Source organism: Candidatus Leptofilum sp. (assembly GCF_965223525.1).
In the GTDB taxonomy this organism is placed as follows: domain Bacteria; phylum Chloroflexota; class Anaerolineae; order Promineifilales; family Promineifilaceae; genus Leptofilum.
On the sequence record NZ_OZ245005.1, the window covers coordinates 963461 to 985319 of the forward strand.

The window sequence follows — 21859 nt, forward strand, 5'->3', positions numbered from 1 at the left end:
GTTTTAAAAACTTTTGTTGTCTAGGTTTTGCTCGCTGCAAGACTACAAAAGTCTTGAAGACTTTTGTAGTCTCATTGGCCACTGGCCCGCTCTAAATTCAAGGCCAACAATCTCTCCAGAATTTGCTCGTCCGTCAGGTCGTGGGGCCAGCCGTAGGCGTCGAGGACTGCTTGGTCGAGCGCAGCATGAATATCGTCCAGTTCCTGAATGTCGGCGCGGGTGACGGATTTGCGGGTCACTTTGTCGAACTCGGTTTGGTCCCAGAGGGTGGGTGCGGTAGGGGCGACCCGGCGGGTCGCCCGTACGGTGCTGCGATAGTAAACCAGGCCGTTGTACAGGTTGGTGAGAGTACGTTTTTTGACCATTTTGTCGTAGGCGGTGCCTAGCCCGGCGTAGAGGCCGTCGCGGGGAGGATTGAGCCAGTTGGCACGCCAGGCCACCAGCGCCCGCGCCCAGTGGGCAATGGCCGCCACGCGCTCGTCAGTAGCTTCGCTGGGTTCCTGGCCGGGTGGCCACGGAAAGGGGAAGGTTTCAAAGCAGGTTGTGTTATTGTAAGTGGGGCGACCGCCATCCGAGCCATCACCATGCCGTGAAGAGGTTGCCAATGACCAAGTTTCATGAACCCGCGAATGCAAAACACCAAAGAAATAATCGTCTTCTCTTGTTATCGCAAAAAGTCTACTATCTGGAAGCAACTCGACATTAGCCCATATAAATATCCGATGCTTGGCTACTCTTGGTGTAATGATCACTCGTGATAACCCCTGTCTTGCTGCTTTTAAGTCGCTTCCACTTCTGCCAAGTCGCCACCAATAAGTTCTTCTTTGGCGGTCGTTATTCTTTTCCCGAAATGACCGGATATTTTCCTCGACATATTCAAACGGTAGTTTATACATTGCCGCTTCATCTAAGCTTCTTTCTTCAAAGTCGATTATCCACATATTGCGCGGACGTTTTGTAACATCCGAAGCATTCATCCAGGGCTTTACAACATCACTGTTGTCAATGTCAGTGGTATTGACGTCTAGTAGCATCTTTTCTGCTATGGGATTTTGAATATCAAATGCCCCCACTTTTACAGGCCCTTGAAAGGTAAGATTTGTATTTTCATTCAACCGTTCAGCCTGCGTGAGGTCAATTTGACTGGTTAAGTCGGAATTTATTTGGCTAACGACCTCGCCATCTAGCATGTATTTGGAGATTGAACCATCATCAAAACCAACAATTGATACGCGTACAGAAGCACCGTCAAGTATCCAATCCTTGTCACTCCAAGCCATAAAAATATTTCCACTGGCTTTTATTCGATCCAAAACTAAACGATTTCCACCCATTCGGATAGCTTGAGTTGCAATTAAACCAGCACATCTCGCCTTATTTTCACCAATCTGCTTTTTAGCCCGTTCAAACCAGTAAATAACTAGGTCGGATTGTCCAGATAGCTTTGGATAAAGACCACGCAAATCTTCAACATATTTGCTACCTAATTCTGTTCGCATTTTTTTGTTACCCAAAAACGGCGGATTGCCAATGATGACGTCGGCAGCGGGCCAGTTGGGTACGGTGGGGGTGTTGTTTTCATCGTAGGCCAGAATCGCATCCATCCGCTGGATGTTGTGCAGGGGGCGCAGGATGGGGTCGGTGATGTCGCCAAAACCATTTTCATTGCGCCATTGCAGGTAGCCAATCCAGGCCGTAATTTGGGCCAGCTCGTGGGCGTACGGGTTAATCTCGATGCCGTACAGCTGCTCTGGGTTGACAGTGAGGGGTATTGGCGGTTGTCCAACCGCTGGCAGCCCCTTCCGCGCCGCGAAGGCAATCACCTCTTTTTGCAGCCCCAGCAGCTGGCGCAGCGCCACGTACAAAAAGTTGCCGGAGCCGCAGGCGGGGTCCAGCACACGCACGCTGGCAATTTCTTGGGCGAAGTCGGTGAGTTGTTGCCAGACAACAGTTTTCTCTGAGAAAACTGTTGTCTGCATGGCGGCAGCTTTGCGCCGCACGGTGTCCCACTTTTGCCGCAGGGGAGCCATCAGCACCGGCTCGACGATGAGCATGATGTCATCTTCGCTGGTGTAATGTGCGCCAAGCTGGGCGCGTTTGCCCTCGTCAATAACGCGCTCAAAAAGCGTGCCAAAAATGGAGGGGTCTACCTGCGCCCAATCCTGCTCGGCCGCTTGCAGCAGCAGTCGCCCCAAATCGTGGGGAATGTCGGGCACAAAATCATCGTCGAACAGGGTGCCATTAAAGTGGCGGATGGGCCACAGGCCAAAGGTGCCGCCGTCGCGCATTTTGGCAAACAGTTCTTGCAAGACGGGGCGTAGCTCGGCGTAGTTGTCGCCCCGCGCCCGCACCACTTGGGTAAAGAGATTGTCGGGCAGCAGCCCCATATCTTCGGCAAAGAGGGCAAAGAGCAGGCGCACCAAAAAGTGGGCCAGCTGCTCGTTGCTGTAGGCTTCGTCACCCAGCAGGTCGCGGTGCTTTTTCATCTCTTCGGCCACGCGCAGCAGTGAATCGGCGGTGGCTTTGGTGATGTTTTGGCGCGTTTTGGCCGGTTTGAACCGCTCTGGCGTAAAAAATGCCCAGCCGAGCTTCTCGACGCCATCCCCGTGCAGCAGCTCATCAAAGGTGATGGTGTGGGTAAGGATGGGGTAGTTGTTGAAGTTGGTGTGAATGACGATGGTGTGGATGTCGCTGGTGATGAGCAGGGGTGGATTTTCGAGTGCCTCGCGGTAAAGCTGTAGCTGCTGGTACGCTTTTTCTAAATCTTTGTGCGGCCCTTTGTATTCCCAAATGAAGCGTTCGCGGTAGAAGACGTCGGCAAAGCCTTTGGCACCGTCTGGCTTGGCGGTTTGGGTCTCGAAGGAGAAATCTCGCCCGCTGGGATCGTGTTCCAGCGGCGGGGCATGGCCGACGAGTTGGCAGATGTCGTTGAAGTGGGATTGGGAAACGGCCGTTTCTTTCTGCTGTATTTGCGACCATTTAGCGATGAACTGTTGGGGCGTCATTTTTGGCATACCGTTTTATAGCAAAAATCGAGAGAACTGTACAGAGCGAAGCGTAGATTTCAAAAGTCTCGACCTTTCTGGCAAATAGCGAGACTATCTGCAAGACTTTTGAAATCTTTAGGACTTACACATTCGCCCTAATTAGACTACAAAAGTCTTGGGTCTAATGATGTAAATTCCAAAGAGAATAAGACTTTTGTAGTCTTCATTGCGGAAGACGACCAGGGCGAGGCAATCGGAGAAACGGCCGTTTGCTAAGCCAAGATCGTGGCCGATTGCCTCGCCCCTACACAACCGATTTTTTTATGGGGTCAAAATTACCAGGCGGCTAATTCCTTCATGGCCACGATTTTGCTCACCTTGATCCGCACCAGGTATTCACCGGGGACGCTGTTGCGCTTGCCGAAGGCTTCGGCCTGGTCTGCGCCCATGTAGCGGACACCAATGCGGGTGGCCCATTTGAGGCTTTCCGCCAAATCTTCGCTGATCTCTACCGTGCCTTCGACCATCACGAAGGCGTAGGGGGCTACTTCTTCATCTACGGTGAGGGCGATACGGCCGTCTCTTACCAAATTCTTCCCCTTCACCGAGCTGTGCCAGGTGTTGAAGATCAGGTCGTCGCCGTCTAGCACAAACCAGATGGGGGCGACGTGGGGACGGCCGTCTTTGCGGACGGTGGCTAATTTGCCGGTGCGGGTGCCGGTGGCTAAAAATTCGTAGGCTTCTGCTTGGGTCATCTTTTTCATGTTGGGTCTCCTGTTGTCAAAGGAGATTTCAAAAGTCTCGAATCTTTCTGGCAAATAGCGGACTACGTGCAAGACTTTTGAAATCTTTTCATGGGAAATACGTAAAAGGGCGAGTAAAAGGGCGAGGCAGTTAGTGAGTTTGTTGGTTTTGCTTGGCAATGATCGTTGCCAACTGCCTCGCCCCTACCTTGATTGATTATTGATTTGAAAATTCTGGTAAAATAATATTGTAGATGGCAGGGAAGTAAAATGGAAACGGCCGTTCTCACTACGGTCTCATCATATTATGCCCAAAATGTGGGACAATAATAGCAAGGAATCTACCTAAAAAGCCGCAGAGACATTCCAAAACGAGGGAAACCCTCAAAAATCTCTATGCCTATGGGCAGACCTCTGTGGCCATTTAATAGGACGGGAAAAATGAGTCGAGATAACTGGGACATCCCAGAAGTGTTCCGGCGAGCAATGGAAGAGGCTGGCTGGGAAGGTAATCGGGGCGAGGGCGGCGAAGGTGGTGAAGGCGGCGACCGTCCGCCCTTCCCTAGCCGTCCGCGCCGCCCACGCGGCAGCAACCGCAACTTGTGGATCATCGGGATTATATTTTTACTGTTCATCAGCCTCAACTGGCTGGTGGGCATCTACACAGATTGGCTCTGGTTTACGGAACTGACCTACGAAAACGTATGGCTAACGCGCTGGAGCTACCAATTTTTTAGCTTTGTGGCCTTTTTCATCATTGCCTTCCTCATTTTGTGGGGCAACTGGGCCATCGCCCGCCGCCGCGCTATTAAAGATACACCTGAGTACAATCCGCGCTTTTTGCAAATTGGCGCCGTTAAGTGGATTTTGCTGGGTCTGGCACTCTTTTTATCCTTTGGTTTTGCCAGTTCCATTGCGGTGCGTTGGGACGAATTTTTGCTGTTCCTCAATCGCGTTCCCTTCGGCACCGATGATCCCATCTTCAACCGAGACATCAGCTTTTATCTGTTTGAGCTGCCCGTGTATGAGGCGCTCCAGCAGTGGCTGGTGTCGCTGCTGCTGCTCACCATTTTGGGCACGCTGGCAATCTATGCTGTGAATAACGTGATCGAGATTCAGCGGGGCAAATGGCGTCCCTGGGAATCGGCCGTTTTGCGGCAGCATGTGGCCTTTTTAGCGGCGCTCATTTTGCTGCTGTGGGCCAGCGGCAATCTTTTTGAGATTTTTAACCTGAACTATTCCAGCAGGGGCGTGGTGTTTGGCGCTAGCTACACAGACATCAATGCGTCGCTGTACGCGCTGTACGGCCAAATTGCTTTCATGGTGCTGGGTGCCCTGGTAATGCTTGTGAATATTTTCCGGTTGAGTTTACGGCCGTTGCTCGTAGCGGGCGGGTTATGGCTGCTGACCACCATTTTGGTGGGCGGCGTCTATCCCTCCCTGCTGCAACGGTTCGAGGTGGAGCCAAACGAGCTGGTGCGCGAGACGCCGTACATCCAATACAACATTGATTTCACTCGGCTGGGCTTTAATCTGGACGAAATTCAAACCCGCGACTTTGCCCAGGTGGATCCACTCAACCAGGCCGACATCAACGCCAACAGTGACGTATTGAACAATATTCGTCTGTGGGATTATCGTCCGCTCCAGGCCACGTACACGCAGCTTCAGGCGTTACGGCCGTATTATGTCTTTGGCGAAATTGACATTGATCGCTACGAAATTGATGGCGAATTGCAACAAGTGATGCTGGCCACCCGTGAGCTAGACAAAAGTCAACTTCCTTCACTCGCCTGGGTGAATACTAAGCTAGAGTTCACGCACGGGTATGGCATTGTTATGAACCCTGTAGACCGCTTCACTGCCGACGGCCAGCCAGAATTTTTCATCAAGAATCTGCCGCCGGAAAGTGAAATTCCGCTAGAAGTGACTCGACCAGAAATCTACTACGGCGAATTAGCCAACGATGAGGTGTTTGTGGGAAGCGACCGGGATGAATTTAGCTACCCCAGCGGCAACGAAAACGTCTACTCCAGCTACCAGGGCACGGGCGGCGTCCCGCTGGATAGCTTCCTCAAGCGGCTGGCGTTTGCCTTCCGCCTGGGCGATACTAACGTACTGCTGAGTGATGAAATCAACACCCAAACCCGCATTCAAATTCATCGCCAAATCCAGGAGCGCATTGATATGATCACGCCGTTCCTGGCCCTGGACAGCGATCCATACATTGTGCTAACCAACGATGGCAATTTGGTTTGGATTCAGGATGCGTTTACGTATAGCGGCCGTTTCCCTTACGCCACCCCCGATTCAGCCACCAACATCAACTACATTCGCAACGCTGTCAAGATCACCATTGATGCTTACAATGGCACCATCAACTACTACATTGCCGACGAAGATGATCCGATCATTCAGTCATACAGCAACGCCTTTCCTGGCCTATTCAAGCCACTCAGCCAGATGCCAGAAAGTTTACTTAGCCATCTGCGCTACCCTGAAGATTTGTTCACCATCCAGGCAGAACAATATTTGCGCTACCACATGACAGACGTGCGTGTCTTCTTCAACCAGGAAGATGTGTGGCAGATTCCGCAAGAGGTTTTTGAAGGCAATCAACAGCCAATGGAACCATACTACGTTATCATGCCGCTGCCCGGCGAGGCGGAAAGCGAATATTTGATGATCCAGCCATTCAATCCGGTGGGCAAAGACAACATGATCGCCTGGATGGCCGTCCGCAACGACCCGGAGAATTATGGCGAATTGGTGGTTTACGAACTGCCAAAGCAAGAGTTGGTCTTTGGGCCGCTACAGGTAGAAAGCCGCATAGATCAGGAACCAACTATTTCGCAGCAGTTTTCGCTGTGGGATCAGGGTGGCTCTAACGTGATTCGTGGCAACCTGCTGGTCATTCCGCTAAATGACAGCTTTTTGTACGTGGAGCCCGTCTATCTGCGTGCCGACACCAGTGCCTTGCCGGAGCTTAAGCGAGTTATTGTGGCGACAGATACGCGCATTGCGATGGACACGTCGCTGAATGGTGCGCTCTCCGCGTTGCTGCTAGAGTCTCCGGGGGATATTGTGGTGGAGGATGAGGGAGATGGCGATACGGCCGTTTCCACCGAAGACAGCCCTCCCGTCCAAACAGCCCCTGTAGACGCGACGGTTGAAGAGCTGATCAGTGCAGCTAATACCCACTTTGAAGCTGCTCAAGCCGCCCAGCGCGACGGTGACTGGGCCACCTACGGCGCAGAACTGGCCGCTCTGGAAGAAACGCTCAACCGACTGGTTGAGCTGACAGGTGAAACACCATAAACTAACCCCCTCCCTAGCCCTCCCCTTGCGGGGGCTGAGGGGAGGACACCTTTTCAGGCAAGCCTAGGGTCGGGCAAGAATTGTAAATTGTAAATTGATAAAATGGTTATGTCTCAAAACAAACTCAAAGAAGAATTGAAGCCCCTCTTTGAACAAACTCCAATGACGACGTATACGGCCGTCTGCATGACGCTGCATTGGTTGAGCAAGACCTTGCGAAACCGCAACGCTTCCCAAAGCAAGCGACCAAGCATAGGCGACCACCAGGAGAACAAGCAGACGATCCATATGGTCTGGATGACTAATCCGACTGTCTGCCCAATGCCAGCCACCGCTTTTGAGGTCGCGGAAACTTTGCTCCTGCCAATTGCGGTTGGCATACTCAAAGCCAGTCAGCGTAGTGTCATTGGTTACCAACGCCCATGCTTGGTCATAGCCTGCGCTCCAAATCGCATGTGCGGTTGCTGGCAACCGGCCGCGCTGCTTGAAAGCGAGTCCATCAGCCGACCACTGTTGACCAGCCTGTACCATGTTGGCAATGGCAAAATCGCCTGCCTCGGTGCAGATTTTGGTCATGCTGGTAACGCGAAACAGATAGCACCAACCCAAGCTGGCCACAGCCTGACACAAATCAGGAGATGTCCCAATCCCTCGGTCAGCCAACACCACGACGTTTCTGTCTGCTGCAATGCCCTTCTTGACAGTTTGCAACAGGGCTGTGACCATGCCAACTTGCCCCTCGGCTGGGTACTGGTCATGATTGTTGGCAATATAACAACGCCAGGCCAGAGGGATACAACGTCCTTCCCAGGCAGCGCCAACCACCATGGCAGCCAAGCGGTCTTGCAACTTTGTCTCATCCACCAGCAGATAAAGCTTGCCTGGTGGCAACTGGCTGACAATCCAGGCTGTCCATTGGCTGAAGAAGGCTTGCAGAGGAAAACGTTTGTTGTCCAGAAAACGTCGCAAGCGACGGGCACAACTTTCGACCCTCTCGCCTGTAGCAACCTGGCGGGCAATCTGTTGCTGTTGGCAGCTTTCTGCTCGCATGATGCCCAGGCTAAACAAGCCGACGTTATCGACTTGCCAGCTATTGAGACAAGGCAATTGGCTGGCGATTGTTTGATTCCATTGATAAAGTACTGGATAGCTCATTTTGGCCTCCTTCTGACGTTTTGGAACACATCAGAATTGTCCTTGATGAGCTATTCTTTTTTCAACCCTCTAAACATGTCCTCCCCTCAGCCCCCCCCTGGGGGAAGGCAAACCGGGACGACAGGTTAATGGTTGGTATCATTGCCTGTTCTATCCCGTTTTGCACCTCTACTCAAAACTAAAGTAAGAGGATTCGCTCAATCATGGGCATAATTTTCTTACCAAAGCAAATAACTGGTCGATTGTTCTCGGTTTGACCATCATCTGAATTCACTCAATAATCTCTGAAGGCTGAAATGCAATTAAGAGTTTAGGAAACTCACAATTGAGTGATGTTTTTTCGAAATGCCTCAAACCATGCTATGAGCACAATAGGTTGTATTTGTTAATGATTACTCAAAATCTGATGCTTGCAAAGATTGACCCGTCACATGATTATAGGATTCGACGATCAGTTGAAAAGTGATATCTAATTCAGCTATATTCAGAGGTGTGAAAAGCATCACAAATCCATCCCATCCTTCTCGTTCATCTGCCCAAGGATGCCTCTCACCCCACCCCTTTTCTGCAACTTCCAAAGCCCGCTCATAGGGTAAGGGTGCATGTAAACTACCATCAGGATGAATATGAGCAAACTCACGACCTGAAACAATAACTTCTGGATGCGCCAGATCAATATCATCACTTAACCACATTCCTCGTGCCCCTGGCAAAGAGACAATAGTTGGTCTGTTTTCTACGCCGGGCAGCGAAAATGCTCGTCGCGAAAGCTCTTCATTAATTGCCTCAATAGACACGACCCCAATTTGTACATGTGGTACCGTACCGCTTGTTTGCGTGCGTGCCCCTGATCGCTCAGGCAGGGAGAAATGAGATGTTTCCGCTAAGGATTCATCTGATGTCTCATTCTCTTCTTCATTGGGGGGAAGTTCAAGGTCATCGTAGTAATATTCTTCGTCATAGGTGGAATTTTCTGCAACCTCAGGGGTCGCGACTTCGTTGATCTGTATCCCATCGGCCTGTTCTTGATTGCCTGAACAGGCCCCTAGAAGGGTAACCGCAGTTATGAGAATAATTAGCACTTTTATCCATTTATCCATATTTATTCTCCTATTAAGTCAGGTGGATGGAGATCAGTCCTGAACAGTTTCGGCAGGATGTATCTAATATTATCCTTTGAAATGAGCGGGTAATAGGCAGAATTTCAGCTCGAAAAGTAAGAAGGCAGATTTAAAAATAGAGTTGTTCTAGTTGAACTACTCTATTTTTTACACTGGATCGAGGTGGAAGGGATGGACAATTTTATCAAAGGCGATTATCAAGTAATATACTGCTTGCCCCTGTGATAGCAAAAGACAATGAAGCAACACCTAAAATCAAAACGAATTCATAACCGTTTTCGCTAACAAAGAAACCATTTGGTAAATGCACAACTAATAGAGCAACAATCATATCGATGGCGAGCAAAAGACCGACAATTCGTGTTCCGATTCCTAAAATTAAAGCGAGGCCTCCCAGCAACTCAAGAAGCGAAACAACAATGGCGAAAAACCCCGCTGCTGGAATTCCTATACTGCCAAAAAAACCGCCTGTCCCCTCAAAACCAAATGTAAAAATTTTCTGCCAGCCGTGTGCAAAAAAGATGATCCCTACAGCAACTCGAATGATTGTCATTGCCACATCAGCTTTATCTGGTGCGGGTTGCAACAACGCTTTTATATTCATTTCTTTTTCTCCTTATTTTCCTAACTAATTATAAATTCACTACCCATTTGCGATTTTTGATAAAGTTTCACGTCCTAGGTTCAGCGTTCATACTTTCCAAAAGATTCACTACTGAAGGTCATAAACTGTGATGTTCATTGTCTCGACATCAAGGATTAACGCCGGATTCTTTCTCAAATCCTGAGATCGAAGCACCGCTGTTTACTTTGCTTGCCCAATGAACGGAAAGGTAAACTAAACCACCTTCGCTTGGGAGTTGAACAATTTTGGATAACAGAAGTTGAATAGCTTTGTTGATTCGGTTGTTTTTAGTTTAGGGAATAAGGAGGAAGCTGGTAAGTGAAAACGTTTAGACGTTCTGGTACTTTCTTTTGAATTGTTCCCGGAACTGGCGTGGTGTGCTTTTAGTTTCGCGTTTGAAAAATCGGCCAAAATAAGATGGATCGGCAAAGCTTAGTGTGAAAGCAACCTCAGCGATGGTCATGTTTGTATGAACAAGGAGCCGCTTAGCTTCCAGAACCCGTCGCTGCCTTAACAATGTACCAGCAGAGACTCCCATTACCTGGCGTACAGTCGTGGTCAAATGCGCAACAGACACGCCTATAGTTTCTGCAAGTTGACCAATGCTGAGTTTTTCAGTGACGCTTTGCTCTACCTGATCTAGGAACTCGCGCGTTATTCGTTGTTCTGCAACTAAACTTTCAGTTGAATTACTCTTTAAATTATAGAATCTCTTGGCTCGGATTAACATCATCTGTAGCATTGAGACAGTCGTTTCTCGCCAACCAAAATCCTGTGTCTTAAATTCAGACTCGACATTATCCATCATTTGCCGAAACCACTTCGCTTCTTCTACTGACAAATAACAGGCTGCTTTGCCAAAAGGACTAAATAGGTCAAGTTGGGGCAAGAGGGAATCATGACCAAAAAAAGGAAATACCTCTTCCTCGAAGAGGATAACAAAACCGACTGGTAATTTTTCTATTTCTTTCCAATAGTGAACTTGACCACGGCCGACAGTGAAGAGTGTGTTGGGGCGGATTGGGTACTCTACAAAGTCAATAATGTGAGTGCCGCTCCCAGATGAAATGAAGAAAAACTCATTAAATGTATGTCGGTGTGGGTTAGGTCCAATAGACCCAGTCGGTGATAATTCAGTCCGGTAAAAATTTAGGGAAATGTCGCTTTGACGAATTCCATCAAGTCGTTGGAGTGGTAATTTATCCATAACCAAAGGGGGTTGTTGATCAGCAGTTGATTCAGTAGTTGCTTACTAAATGTGAAGTGAATTATTGCGTTAACCCATGTTTTCAGCAATCAATGCATTACTATTCGACTTCATACATGAAGCTTTTGCAGCAAATTTGTCATGTAATGTTAATTTTTCTTTTCTGCTAGTTGCAATTTTTCACCAATCTTCCGGTTTGACCTGCTCCCTTTGTTATTGCCAACCTCTACCTTAGTTGTAAAGCTTCAAATTGAGAAGGATGTAACCTGAATGTTGACGGGGAAGGCATCTGGTAGCCCAATGAACTATAAGGTCAAATCGGAGTGTAATGGCGGGCCAATTGATCGTGGGTTCAAATCCCGCTGCCCCGACAGGTGAAGAAAGAGGCTGTATTCCACATAAAAATACAGCCTCTTTTTATTTACCCTAAAGGGATTGAATACCCCGCCATTTGTGGCGAATAGGATCTTTTTCAGTTTTGATACCTCGTCTGCTTGCAGCAGGATAGTTCATTTGCAAATTGCATCAGCCGCATTAAGAAAGCGGTATCATGGTTATTTCGCCTTTTGCAATTTGCGGTAATGCTTGATGTAGCGCATTGAGTATTCATCCCGCCCCAGAATCAAGTCTGTGGCGCGAATGGTGCAGGTGAGGTGTACCGGATTGGTGATGGGACAGCTCACGCCCATTTGCGCCACCAAGGCCATAAATGCCTGATTAACAATTTGGCGTTCCGGCAAGCCAAAGCTTACATTGCTGGCACCGAGCGTCATGTTGACGCCAAATTCGCTGTGAATCAGCTCAATAGTACGTAATGTGATTTGCCCGGCGGTGTGGTCTGCGCTGACAGCCATTGCCAATGGGTCAATGACAATGTCTTCAACGGGAATGCCTAGTTTTCCTGCCCGCTCGATAATTTTCGCCGCGACAGCCAGTCGTTTTTCTGGTTCCATCGAAATGCCATCATCATCAATAACCAACCCAATGACGGGAACCTTATGTTCTTGCACAACGGGCAAAATGGCGGAAAGTGACTTTTCTTCACCGTTCACTGAGTTGACTAACGGCCGTCCCGGTGCAACTTCTAATCCTGCCGCCAAAGCTTTATGATCCGTTGAATCGAGGCAAAGGGGAATGCCAACGTGGTTGGAAACGGCCGTTACTACTTCACGCATCACGGCGGGTTCATCAATTCCTGGCACACCCACATTAATATCCAATACGTCCGCGCCAGCCTGAATCTGGCTATCAGCCAATTCCAGCACGTAATCATAAACGCGTTCTGTAAACGCGCCGGTTAATTTCTTGCGTCGAGTCGGGTTAATACTTTCGCCAATAATCGTAATGGGGCCATCGGTGTCAATCGTGACCGTTTTAGCTAACCCTTTGAGAACAGTTTTCATCAGTTTTTCCTTACAAACTCCTGAAACCGGTTTCAGGTTATTGTAAAATTTTTAGCTTACAAATGCTTTTGCCATTGATGCCGCTTGACCTGCATCAGACGCATACCCGTGGGCACCAATTTGTTCAGCAAATTCGGCCGTTACGGGTGCGCCGCCGACCATCACTTTTACGCTGTCCAACACACCTGCGTCTCGCATCGCATCAATCGTTACTTTCATTTTCGGCATGGTGGTAGTAAGCAGGGCAGACATGCCCATCACTTGCGGTTGGTGTTCGTTAATTGCTTCGATGAAGGTTTGCGGACTCACATCAATGCCGAGGTCAATGACCTCAAAACCAGCGCCTTCCAACATCATGCCGACCAAATTTTTGCCGATGTCGTGCATGTCGCCCTGCACCGTGCCCAGTAACGCTTTGCCAATAGGGTCTACACCAGAGGCTACCAAATGGGGACGCAAAATGCCTAATCCAGCCTGCATCGCTTTGGCAGAGATGAGCATTTCTGGCACGAAATATTCGCCTTCTTCAAATAGTTCGCCAACTTCACCCATGGCGGCAATCATGCCTTCTTTGAGGATGACGTCTGGGTCAAGACCGGCGTCAAGGGCGGTTTGTACGTTGTCAGGGGTGCCGGACATGTCGCCATCGAGAATGCCTTCGTATAATGTTTCTAATTCAGCTTGCATGTTTCTCTCTCCATTTTAGATTTCTAATGTTTTCTCTAGCACACCAGCTCCTGCCGCGGCAGAGACGGCAAAAATACGTGGTTCGATGCCGGTATCGTCGGTGTAAGTTGTCTGCACATAGGCGGAAAATTCAGCGACACAATCATCCTTTACCAGTGCCACCATACAGCCGCCAAAGCCTGCCCCTGCTTGCCTTGCCGCCACCACGCCGGGGGCAGATTGCATCGCTCGCATCATGGCAGACATAGACGGTGCGCCAATCTCAAATAAGTCTCGCGCGCCGATGTATGAATCGGCAAACAGTTGATTTAACGCGCCGGAATCGCCTTGTGGTAACGCAACGGCTAAGTCTAAGACCCGCTGATTCTCTTCGATGATGAAGCGGCAACGCTTGGCAACCAGCTCTGGCATTTTTGATTCGTGAGCAGTGAATTGCACCAAAGTCACGTCGCGTAATGCTTGAACTTTGGGGTAATGTTGTTGCAAAATTTGCACACCTGCTTCACATTGTGCTCGGCGATCGTCGTATTCGGAGCCGATGAGGTTGCGTTCGGCGCGGGTGTCACAAATGACGACTTGTAGACCATCTGCGATAGGTACCATTTCGTGAGCCAGGTGACGGCAATCAAGCTGAATGGCGCTACCGGCTTGCCCCAAAACAGAGCTGTATTGGTCAAGAATGCCGGTACTCACGCCTACAAACTCATTCTCTGCTTGCTGGCCGAGTTTTGCCATGTCTACAGGGTCTAGCTCAAAACCGCCAAGCTGCTGAAAGGTAACGGCCGTTGCCATTTCAATGGCCGCCGATGAACTCAAGCCACTGCCAAACGGAACTGTACTGTGAATCAAGCCATCAAATCCTTGCAGCTCGTAGCCCGCTTGCTGCATCACAACTGCCATCCCGCGCACGTAATTGCTCCACGGCACACGCTGATCATGCTTGATTTTTTTGTGCAGCGAAAACTTGCTTTTCCCCTTGATATTCATTGAGCGGATGCGGACTTTGCCATCATCACGCTGACTGGCAGCAATCCAGGTGTCGCGGTCAACCGTCATCGTCATCACATAGCCCATGTTGTAGTCGGTGTGACTACCCATCAGATCTACTCGACCTGGTGCGCGTGACCAGATTTGTGGTGCTCTGCCAAATTGTTCTTCAAATTCGGCAGTGATTTGTGCTTTTCTTTCCTCTGTGTTCATAATTTGTCCTGGATGTGACAGTCACTTCCAAAGTGACTGTCACATTGACAACTAGTCCAATTCCTTAAAAGCTTCTAACATGGCAGCGACGTTGGACATGGGGATGTCGGTCATCATGCGGTGGGAGGGTGCGACGAGCAGGCCAGTGTTATTGGGGGCGAGGGTGGAGATGGCGTTGGAAACGGCCGTTTTCACCTCGTCACCCGTCCCATACGGCAATACCGTTTGCGTGGAAACGCCGCCGTAAAACGCCAGCTTGCCACCGAAATTCTCTTCCAACCAATTGTGATCCAACACTTCTGGCTGAACTGGATTGAGCGTTGTTAGTCCAATTTCAACCAGATCGGGCAAAATCTTTTGAATTTGACCATCTGAGTGCATCAAAATGGGCATGTTGCGCTCTTTGAAAGGCTCGAACAGACGTGCCAAGCGAGGCTTGATATATTTGCGCCACATGCGCGGTGAAAAGAGCAGATTCTTTTGTGCGCCATAATCATCGCCAAAATAACCGCCCGTCACGCCCAAATCAATGTAACGATGGATGAGTTGCAGTTGAATGTCGGTGATGCGGTCAAATAGCTCGCCCGTAAATTCCGGATCGACCGCCATGTCCATGAAAAATTGTTCAAATCCGCGCAAGGTCCAGGCTCGTTCAAACAGTACAAAGCCAAAGTTGGGCGTAATGAAATACCCATCCCCTTTTTCTTTGATGATGCGTTCTGCGCCTTTTAGCAAATTGGGATCAGTCGGATCAGGCCACGGATAATTGTCCAAATCGGGATTGTCTTTGAGCGGGCTGACGGCGGCAAAATACCCTTCTTCTTTCGTGTCGAAGCCCACACCCCACCAGTCAAACTTAACGCTGCCGTCCTCATTTAGCACACCAGGATGATCCATATCTACTCGAATCATGTGGTTGCCTAAAAATTCGGGCAGATCACCTACAGAAATGTTGAAATAGGCGGCCATTTTCTGACCCATGCCGTCGGTGTAGTTAATTTGGGTGGGGATACGGTCAACCTCTTGGTAGGTGATGGCACGGTGCATCCGTTCCTTGCGTGATAACTTCATGTTTTCTCCTACATTCGCACTAAATCAAATTCTTCATGAGCAGTCTTGTGGCCTAGCACTTCTTGTACAAATTCAGGCCACCAATTCTTCTGTTCGCCACGATCTTCGTAAGCGGCAAGCACATCCACCGTGGAGGCACGGGTCTCCCACCCTTTCTTAACCGCTTCGCCGGATGGCAGTTCGGTTTTGGGCAACAGCCATTTGCGACCAGTGTGGACGTGCAGCACTTCATCAGCCCAGTCATAATCCTGAATTTGGGCGGCCAATGGGTCATTGGCGTTGACGCTGATTTCGTATTCCAGCCGCTTGCCTGTTTTGGCGGGCATCAGGTTTTGCTCGATGGCATAGAGGACATTATGCGCCTCTTTTGTTTCCAGTGTGCCCAACCGGATTGACATGCCGGGATGGATAGCGATATGTTTTTTCCAGTCCACGCCTCGACTTTCAAAGTAGATGGTTCCCATGCTGGCGTGGCGCACTTCATCCCACAGTTGGCGGGTCATTTCTATAAAATATTCCCAGGGCTCGTCTTCTACCTGGGCAACGATGCGGGTCATGTATTCGGGCACATCCATTTCCACGATGCGGCGGCACATTAGTGCGAGCGTCCGTTCATCAAGCGGGACATCTTCGTTCATGGAGACTTGCCGTTGAGGATTAACAAAGTTCCATTTCATGGCAAATCGATCGTCACGCTGCGGGAAGAAGTCGGGTGTGAATGGTTCGGTGACGCGGCTGGGCGGCAGGTCGGCCAGTTTTTCGCCACCACCCATAATGCCGCCCATGTATCTTAGGTAGGCATTGAGGTGGGCTTGGAATTGGTCTGCTTTGGCTTGCGCGGCTGGGGATTGGGTAACGGCCGTTACGGCCGCATCGCCCCACTCCACCATCTCCTCTTCCTCAATCAAAATATGCTTAATCATCCGCCGCGTGGGATGGTCAATGACGGGATTTGCTTTGGCGTAGTGGGTGCGATACGCTGCGAGCAAGGCTGGCTTGAGCACACCGTACAAGCCGACGATTTTTTCCACAGTATCTTGCGCGGTCAGTAACTCATCAAAAAACTGGTCAATCGCCGGGTCTGGACTTACATCCATGCGCGGCATTGGGTTACGCATTTCACTGACGCGCACACGAATATCGGCAGCGTGGTCAGCATCCAGGCTAAGGTGCAGGCCGAGTGCTTCCTTGACTTCCCACTCTGGTGTGGAAGCCAACCAAAATAGGCCAACTTCCATTGCCCGTTTTTCAATCCAAGCGTAGCGCAAAAAACGTTTCACATTTTCCTCAACGCTGTAACCAACGCGAGCGGCTTCTTCATAAGTCGCCAATCCGGCAAGGGGGGGTATTTCCATGGTTACTCTCCTTGAAACTTGTTATTTGGCAACCGAAAGCACACATCGAGAGGGCCTCTCATGTGTAAACGCGTTATTCGGTTGCGAATCTGTTGCCTTTCCTAGCCTGTTGCTGGCGCTGTTGAATTACGAATAGTCAGGCCAGTCTCTACATGGGCATAAAGGGGTTCCGCCTCTTTGTCCCGTGGTTTTTCCAATAGATCAAATAGCAGTTGCATTGCCATTTGCCCGATTTGAAAGCGGGGCAAAGTTACAGAGGTAAGCGGCGGGTCAGTTTGGGTTGCCAGCCAAATATCGTCCAAGCCGATGACGGATAAATCTGTAGGAACATGAATGCCTAACGCACGGGCTTCCGAGAGGATGCCCATAGCCATGAGATCGTTTGCAGAGAAAACGGCCGTTTTGCCTGTACCCTTCTCCGCAATCACCCGCATCGCTTTTCGTCCACCATCAATGCGTAAATCTCCTTCAATAACCATCACATGGGATTCAGAAATGCCATGCTCTTGCAATGCCGCCAAAAATGTCTCCCGGCGTAATTGTGTCGTTCGTAGCTCTTTTGGGCCACTCACATGCACAAATTGCTCATGACCCAACGCCACAAGATGATCAACTGCTTGTTGAATTCCTTTTTGGTAACCCACGCGAATCAAACATAAATTGCCTGTCGCTTCCTTTACGTCCCAATCTAAAACAACGGCAGGTACATTGCTGCGTGCCAATTCTGTTAGCCATTCATCGGACATGCTGCTTGACATAATTAGCACACCATCCACGCGCTTGTCAATCAGCGAACGAACAAATGCCATGCCCCGATTTTCGTCATAATTTGTGTTGCACAAAAAGACATCATAACCGTCTTTGAATGCCGCATCCTCAACGCCGTGAATCACCTCTGGGTAAAACGGATTGCCCACATCCGAAATCAAAATACCTGCCGTGTTCGTTCGCTTAGAAGTTAAGCTTCTAGCCACGCTGCTGGGACGATAATTAAGGCGTTCAATTGCTTGCTCTACACGTTGACGTGTTTGGTCACGCATATATTCGGAGCGACCACTCAAAACGCGGCTAACGGTTGCTTTTGACACTCCCGCTTCGCGTGCAACATCAGCAATTGTGGATCGGGACATAGGTAAATCCTATTAAAGGCTGTTATGATTCATTTTCTGAAACCGGTTTCAGAATACCACAGCGTACCACAGATTGTCAAGCAATTTGAAAAACAGCTACAGATCATTCAGGCCTTGCTTAAAAACGTTCGTTTATTCAATTTCAACAAAAAGGGTTGACAAACTTTAGGCAAATATGGTAACGTATAGACGTATAGACGACTATACATCAGCCACCAGCTTATAAGAGTGAAAGTATGATCAGCACAATTGGTATGCCCCGCTATATCCAAGCCAGAGAAACCCTCAGTGCCCGAATCAAAGCTGGCGAACTGCAACCTGGCAATAAACTTCCCTCAGAAGATCAATTAGCTGCTCAATTCGGCGTCAGCCGCATGACCATTCGCAAAAGCCTGGATGATTTGATTGCGATGGGCCTGATTTATCGTCGGCATGGCGTTGGCACATTTGTTAGCCAATCCACCGTGCAGCGTGATCACACCAAACTCACCGATTTTTTTGAAAGCTGTCGCCTCAGTGGGCACACACCAGAAGTACGCCTACTAAAAAAGGAAATCATCCCCGCAAACGAAAAAATGGCTGAAGCCCTCGGCTTAAAGTTAGGCAGCTCACTCATTCGGCTGGCGACTTTACGTCTGATCGATCAGACGCCAATTACCTACCACGATGCCTATTTGCCCGTGAAACTGTTTCCCGATTTGGTCCATGCCAATGCAGCATCCCTCAATCTGGACTCGCAGCATGTTTGGCAAATGATTGAAAAAATGGGCTTTAACGTCGCCAATGTTGTGGAACGGCTTGAGGCACAGATTGCAGACGAGCAGATAACCTCTATCCTCGCGTTATCAGAGACGAGTGCAATCCTCTACGGAGAGCGCGTGCTGTATTCAGACGACGGAACCCCGCTGAAATATGCAGATTGCTACAATCGGGGCGACCGTTTTTCGTTGACAGTTGTTTTAGAGCGATAGGTTTACACAAAAGGAAGATGGGAATTGGAGAAACGGCCGTTTCTCCACCCCCTATTTATCATCACAGCGAACACATAAGTCATTCTAACGGAAAAGCCAGACATTTCTGCCTGGCTCGGGATCGAGAAAACGTACCTGTCAATCATTTTGCTGGAACAAAATGATCGGCATTTAGAGGCGAACCTATTCAGGTTCTCGCCAATGGTGCGCTTGCTCTTTCAAATTATACCCACCTTGAGGGCTTACATCAAAGGAAGGAGATGAGCAGTTAGTTATATACCTCAAAGCATAGACCCTTTTCATTTTCTTTAGAACAGACAAATTTCAGAACAAATCAGAAACAGGAGAGAAAAGATGGACATCGTAAGTATTGTGATTGCATTTGCAGGTGGGATTTTTGGGGCAGCCGTTGGTGCGTTGGGCGCATTTGTCATATTAGGTTTTCTTATTCTCGTCGCCATCGGTGCTCAGGCCACAGGTGCTGACCTGATGAGCATTCCCCTAGGGGCTGCTTTTGGGCCGCACGTGGGTGGTTTTGCGGCTGGTGTTGCTGCCGCAGCCTATGCCGGGAAAAAGGGGTATATCGAGAGCGGTAAAGATATTGTTACCGCGTTAATGGGCGTAAACAAACCAGACGTACTGCTGGTTGGTGGACTTTTCAGCATTGGCGGCTATATCGTTAATTGGCTGTTTAGTTTGGTTGGGTTTGCCTGGACAGATACTGTTGCCCTAACCGTTGTTACATCGGCAATCGTTGCCCGTTTGTTGTGGGGCAATGGCGTTTTGGGCAAAGTCCCCGCTGGCGTAAAGCGTTATGCGCCGCCTGATGGCACGCAGTGGCTGCCCTGGCAAAGCATTCTGTGGCAGCGCATTTTAATTGGATTGGGTGCTGGTCTACTTTCTGCTTACCTGGCGATTTTTATTGGCGCAGAAAATGGTGGTGTCGTTTTTGGTTTTGCGATTTCGGCAATTAGTTTAATGCTATTGGGCCTGGGGGTACAAGTACCAGTCACCCATCACATTACGTTGGTAGCGGCCGTTGCGGCTTCGGCCAGTGGTAGTTTGATTTGGGGTGGAATTTTTGGTGTCGCCGCCGGTATCGTCGGCGAATATATGGCTAATACCTTCCTGGTACATGGTGACACCCACATCGACCCCCCGGCAGCGACGATTGCCACCCTGACCACTGTTTCGTTGATTTTCGCAGCCATTGGAATTTATAACATTCCACTGCCTTAATTATGGGATTGGAGGCTGGAGAACTGGAGATTAGGGATTGGCAGTCTACTAATCTCCAGTCTCCAGAATTTAGCGATTCCCCTAAAGATTTAGATTGGAGAAATAACATGTCTGAAAAATATATTCTCGTAATTGATGAAGGAACCACTGGAACCCGCGCTCTGATTATTGACAAGGACAGCAATGTCAAAGCACAAGCATACACCGAATTTGAACAACACCATCCAGCACCAGACCGCGTAGAGCATGACGCGATGGAGATTTGGGATAAGTCTGTGGCGATGATTAAGCAGGCGTTGGCAGAAGGCGGCATTGCCCCTACCGATTTGGCCGCAGTGGGCATCACCAACCAACGGGCCACGACCGTTGCCTGGGATAAAGCCACCGGGCAACCTGTGACCCGCGCGATTGTGTGGCAAGACACGCGCACGGCCGATTTTGTTGAAGAGGTTCGTGATGAGTGGGCGGAAAAAGTATACGGCCGTACCGGTTGGGCACTCGCTCCCGTATACTCATCACTCAGCCTACACTGGATGATGAACAACGTACCCGGCTTCAAAACACGCGCCGACGCGGGCGAAATCGCCTTTGGCACGATTGATTCCTGGCTGATTTACAAGCTCACCGGCGGCAAAAACCACGCCATCGCCGCCTCCAACGCATCCGTAACCGGTTCTTACGATCTGATCAACGATGAATGGTACAGCGAATGGCTCGATTTCCTCGGTTTGCCGTTGAGCATGTTCCCCCAAGTTTGCCCAGATTCTGGCAACTTTGGCACAACAGACCCTGAAATCTTTGGCGCAGCAGTGCCGATTACGGGCGCAATTGCCGACCAGCACGCGGCGCTGTTTGCCCAGGGCTGCATTGAACCCGGCAACGTGAAGGTAACGCACGGCACAGGCACATTCCTGGACATGAACATTGGCCCGGAAGCCAAAATCTCGCAAAACGGCCTGACGACGCTGATTGCGTGGCGCATGAATGGCGAAACGACATATGGGCTGGAAGGGTATGCGGCCGTTACCGGCTCAGCAGTGCAGTGGCTACGTGACGGTGCGGAAATGATTAGCAATTCGGCCGAATCGGAAGCTGTGGCGACCAGCGTACCGGACAATGGCGGTGTTTACTTTGTACCCGCGTTGGCCGGTTTGTCGGCTCCGTACTGGGATTCCTACGCACGCGGCCTGATTATTGGCATCACGCGCGGCACCAAGCGAGCGCATCTGGTGCGCGCTACGCTGGAAGGTATTGTGTATTCGATGAAGGATTTCATTGAGACGATGCGGAAAGATTCTGGCGTAAATATCCAGACGATCAACGCCGACGGCGGCGCGTCGCAGAATGATTTCCTGATGCAGTTCCAGGCGGATATGCTGGATGTGGAAGTGGTACGGCCGTCTGTCGCGGAAGCGACCAGCTTGGGCGCAGCCTACATGGCGGGTTTGGCGGTTGGCTTCTGGAGCAGTCCAGAAGCGTGCTTTGCCGGGCAATCTGTTGACAAGGTGTTCAAACCAAACATGACATCTGAAGAACGCGACCAACTCTATGCCAAGTGGACGCAAGCGGTAAACCGCAGCATGGAATGGGCGAAATAAGGACGAACCTAGATGACAGTCACCTTGGAGGTGACTGTCATCTAAAGAG

The 21859-nt window shown here is 49.8% G+C and carries 16 protein-coding genes; 4 read left to right on the plus strand and 12 right to left on the minus strand.

Features of this window, described 5'->3' with window-relative positions; genetic code table 11:
- Positions 1-71: 71 nt before the first annotated feature.
- Complete coding sequence (locus ACOQPM_RS21160) at positions 72-3005, minus strand: class I SAM-dependent DNA methyltransferase (RefSeq protein ID WP_420632244.1); 2934 nt, start codon at positions 3003-3005, stop codon at positions 72-74.
- Positions 3006-3322: 317 nt separating this feature from the next.
- A complete protein-coding gene (locus ACOQPM_RS21165; RefSeq protein WP_420632245.1) occupies positions 3323-3751 on the minus strand; it encodes a PPOX class F420-dependent oxidoreductase in 429 nt (142 codons plus the stop codon).
- Positions 3752-4171: 420 nt separating this feature from the next.
- Here ACOQPM_RS21165 and ACOQPM_RS21170 point away from each other — a divergent pair, with 420 nt between their 5' ends.
- Entirely contained in the window at positions 4172-7048 is a 2877-nt protein-coding gene (locus tag ACOQPM_RS21170; protein ID WP_420632246.1) for a UPF0182 family protein, read from the plus strand.
- A 63-nt stretch (positions 7049-7111) separates the two neighbouring features.
- On the opposite strand, the gene ACOQPM_RS21175 is transcribed toward ACOQPM_RS21170, so the two are convergent.
- The 10 genes from ACOQPM_RS21175 to ACOQPM_RS21220 form a co-directional block, all read right to left on the minus strand.
- The gene (locus tag ACOQPM_RS21175) at positions 7112-8203 is read right to left on the minus strand and encodes a transposase (protein WP_420628758.1); all 1092 of its coding nucleotides are present in this window, start codon (positions 8201-8203) and stop codon (positions 7112-7114) included.
- A 392-nt stretch (positions 8204-8595) separates the two neighbouring features.
- The gene (locus tag ACOQPM_RS21180) at positions 8596-9303 is read right to left on the minus strand and encodes a luciferase family protein (protein WP_420632247.1); all 708 of its coding nucleotides are present in this window, start codon (positions 9301-9303) and stop codon (positions 8596-8598) included.
- 205 nt (positions 9304-9508) lie between these two features.
- On the minus strand, positions 9509-9928 hold the full coding sequence (locus tag ACOQPM_RS21185; protein ID WP_420632248.1) for a DoxX family protein: 420 nt from the start codon (positions 9926-9928) through the stop codon (positions 9509-9511).
- A 349-nt stretch (positions 9929-10277) separates the two neighbouring features.
- The gene (locus ACOQPM_RS21190) at positions 10278-11156 is read right to left on the minus strand and encodes a helix-turn-helix domain-containing protein (RefSeq protein ID WP_420632249.1); all 879 of its coding nucleotides are present in this window, start codon (positions 11154-11156) and stop codon (positions 10278-10280) included.
- 554 nt (positions 11157-11710) lie between these two features.
- Positions 11711-12559: a dihydropteroate synthase gene (locus ACOQPM_RS21195; protein WP_420632250.1), complete on the minus strand. Its 849-nt coding sequence runs from the start codon at positions 12557-12559 to the stop codon at positions 11711-11713.
- Between the two features lie 51 nt (positions 12560-12610).
- A complete protein-coding gene (locus tag ACOQPM_RS21200; protein WP_420632251.1) occupies positions 12611-13246 on the minus strand; it encodes a corrinoid protein in 636 nt (211 codons plus the stop codon).
- 15 nt (positions 13247-13261) lie between these two features.
- Positions 13262-14446: a galactokinase gene (gene galK, locus ACOQPM_RS21205; protein ID WP_420632252.1), complete on the minus strand. Its 1185-nt coding sequence runs from the start codon at positions 14444-14446 to the stop codon at positions 13262-13264.
- A gap of 51 nt (positions 14447-14497) precedes the next feature.
- Entirely contained in the window at positions 14498-15517 is a 1020-nt protein-coding gene (locus ACOQPM_RS21210; protein ID WP_420632253.1) for a uroporphyrinogen decarboxylase family protein, read from the minus strand.
- A gap of 8 nt (positions 15518-15525) precedes the next feature.
- Entirely contained in the window at positions 15526-16872 is a 1347-nt protein-coding gene (locus ACOQPM_RS21215; RefSeq protein WP_420632254.1) for a hypothetical protein, read from the minus strand.
- Positions 16873-16973: 101 nt separating this feature from the next.
- Entirely contained in the window at positions 16974-18002 is a 1029-nt protein-coding gene (locus ACOQPM_RS21220) for a LacI family DNA-binding transcriptional regulator (RefSeq protein ID WP_420632255.1), read from the minus strand.
- A 236-nt stretch (positions 18003-18238) separates the two neighbouring features.
- Between ACOQPM_RS21220 and ACOQPM_RS21225 the strand changes: the two genes are divergently transcribed.
- The 3 genes from ACOQPM_RS21225 to ACOQPM_RS21235 all read left to right on the plus strand — a co-directional run bounded on the left by ACOQPM_RS21225 (position 18239) and on the right by ACOQPM_RS21235 (position 21810).
- On the plus strand, positions 18239-18973 hold the full coding sequence (locus tag ACOQPM_RS21225; protein WP_420632256.1) for a GntR family transcriptional regulator: 735 nt from the start codon (positions 18239-18241) through the stop codon (positions 18971-18973).
- 354 nt (positions 18974-19327) lie between these two features.
- Entirely contained in the window at positions 19328-20212 is an 885-nt protein-coding gene (locus tag ACOQPM_RS21230) for a permease (protein ID WP_420632257.1), read from the plus strand.
- Between the two features lie 107 nt (positions 20213-20319).
- On the plus strand, positions 20320-21810 hold the full coding sequence (locus tag ACOQPM_RS21235) for an FGGY family carbohydrate kinase (RefSeq protein WP_420632258.1): 1491 nt from the start codon (positions 20320-20322) through the stop codon (positions 21808-21810).
- Positions 21811-21859 lie beyond the last annotated feature (49 nt).

Coding starts and splice junctions, on each gene's coding strand:
- ACOQPM_RS21210 (WP_420632253.1), bottom strand. CDS start 15,517: ATGAAGTTATCACGCAAGGAACGGATGCACCGTGCCATCACCTACCAA.
- ACOQPM_RS21180 (WP_420632247.1), bottom strand. CDS start 9,303: ATGGATAAATGGATAAAAGTGCTAATTATTCTCATAACTGCGGTTACC.
- ACOQPM_RS21235 (WP_420632258.1), top strand. CDS start 20,320: ATGTCTGAAAAATATATTCTCGTAATTGATGAAGGAACCACTGGAACC.
- ACOQPM_RS21230 (WP_420632257.1), top strand. CDS start 19,328: ATGGACATCGTAAGTATTGTGATTGCATTTGCAGGTGGGATTTTTGGG.
- ACOQPM_RS21215 (WP_420632254.1), bottom strand. CDS start 16,872: ATGGAAATACCCCCCCTTGCCGGATTGGCGACTTATGAAGAAGCCGCT.
- ACOQPM_RS21185 (WP_420632248.1), bottom strand. CDS start 9,928: ATGAATATAAAAGCGTTGTTGCAACCCGCACCAGATAAAGCTGATGTG.
- galK (WP_420632252.1), bottom strand. CDS start 14,446: ATGAACACAGAGGAAAGAAAAGCACAAATCACTGCCGAATTTGAAGAA.
- ACOQPM_RS21220 (WP_420632255.1), bottom strand. CDS start 18,002: ATGTCCCGATCCACAATTGCTGATGTTGCACGCGAAGCGGGAGTGTCA.
- ACOQPM_RS21200 (WP_420632251.1), bottom strand. CDS start 13,246: ATGCAAGCTGAATTAGAAACATTATACGAAGGCATTCTCGATGGCGAC.
- ACOQPM_RS21225 (WP_420632256.1), top strand. CDS start 18,239: ATGATCAGCACAATTGGTATGCCCCGCTATATCCAAGCCAGAGAAACC.
- ACOQPM_RS21190 (WP_420632249.1), bottom strand. CDS start 11,156: ATGGATAAATTACCACTCCAACGACTTGATGGAATTCGTCAAAGCGAC.
- ACOQPM_RS21160 (WP_420632244.1), bottom strand. CDS start 3,005: ATGACGCCCCAACAGTTCATCGCTAAATGGTCGCAAATACAGCAGAAA.
- ACOQPM_RS21175 (WP_420628758.1), bottom strand. CDS start 8,203: ATGAGCTATCCAGTACTTTATCAATGGAATCAAACAATCGCCAGCCAA.
- ACOQPM_RS21165 (WP_420632245.1), bottom strand. CDS start 3,751: ATGAAAAAGATGACCCAAGCAGAAGCCTACGAATTTTTAGCCACCGGC.
- ACOQPM_RS21170 (WP_420632246.1), top strand. CDS start 4,172: ATGAGTCGAGATAACTGGGACATCCCAGAAGTGTTCCGGCGAGCAATG.
- ACOQPM_RS21195 (WP_420632250.1), bottom strand. CDS start 12,559: ATGAAAACTGTTCTCAAAGGGTTAGCTAAAACGGTCACGATTGACACC.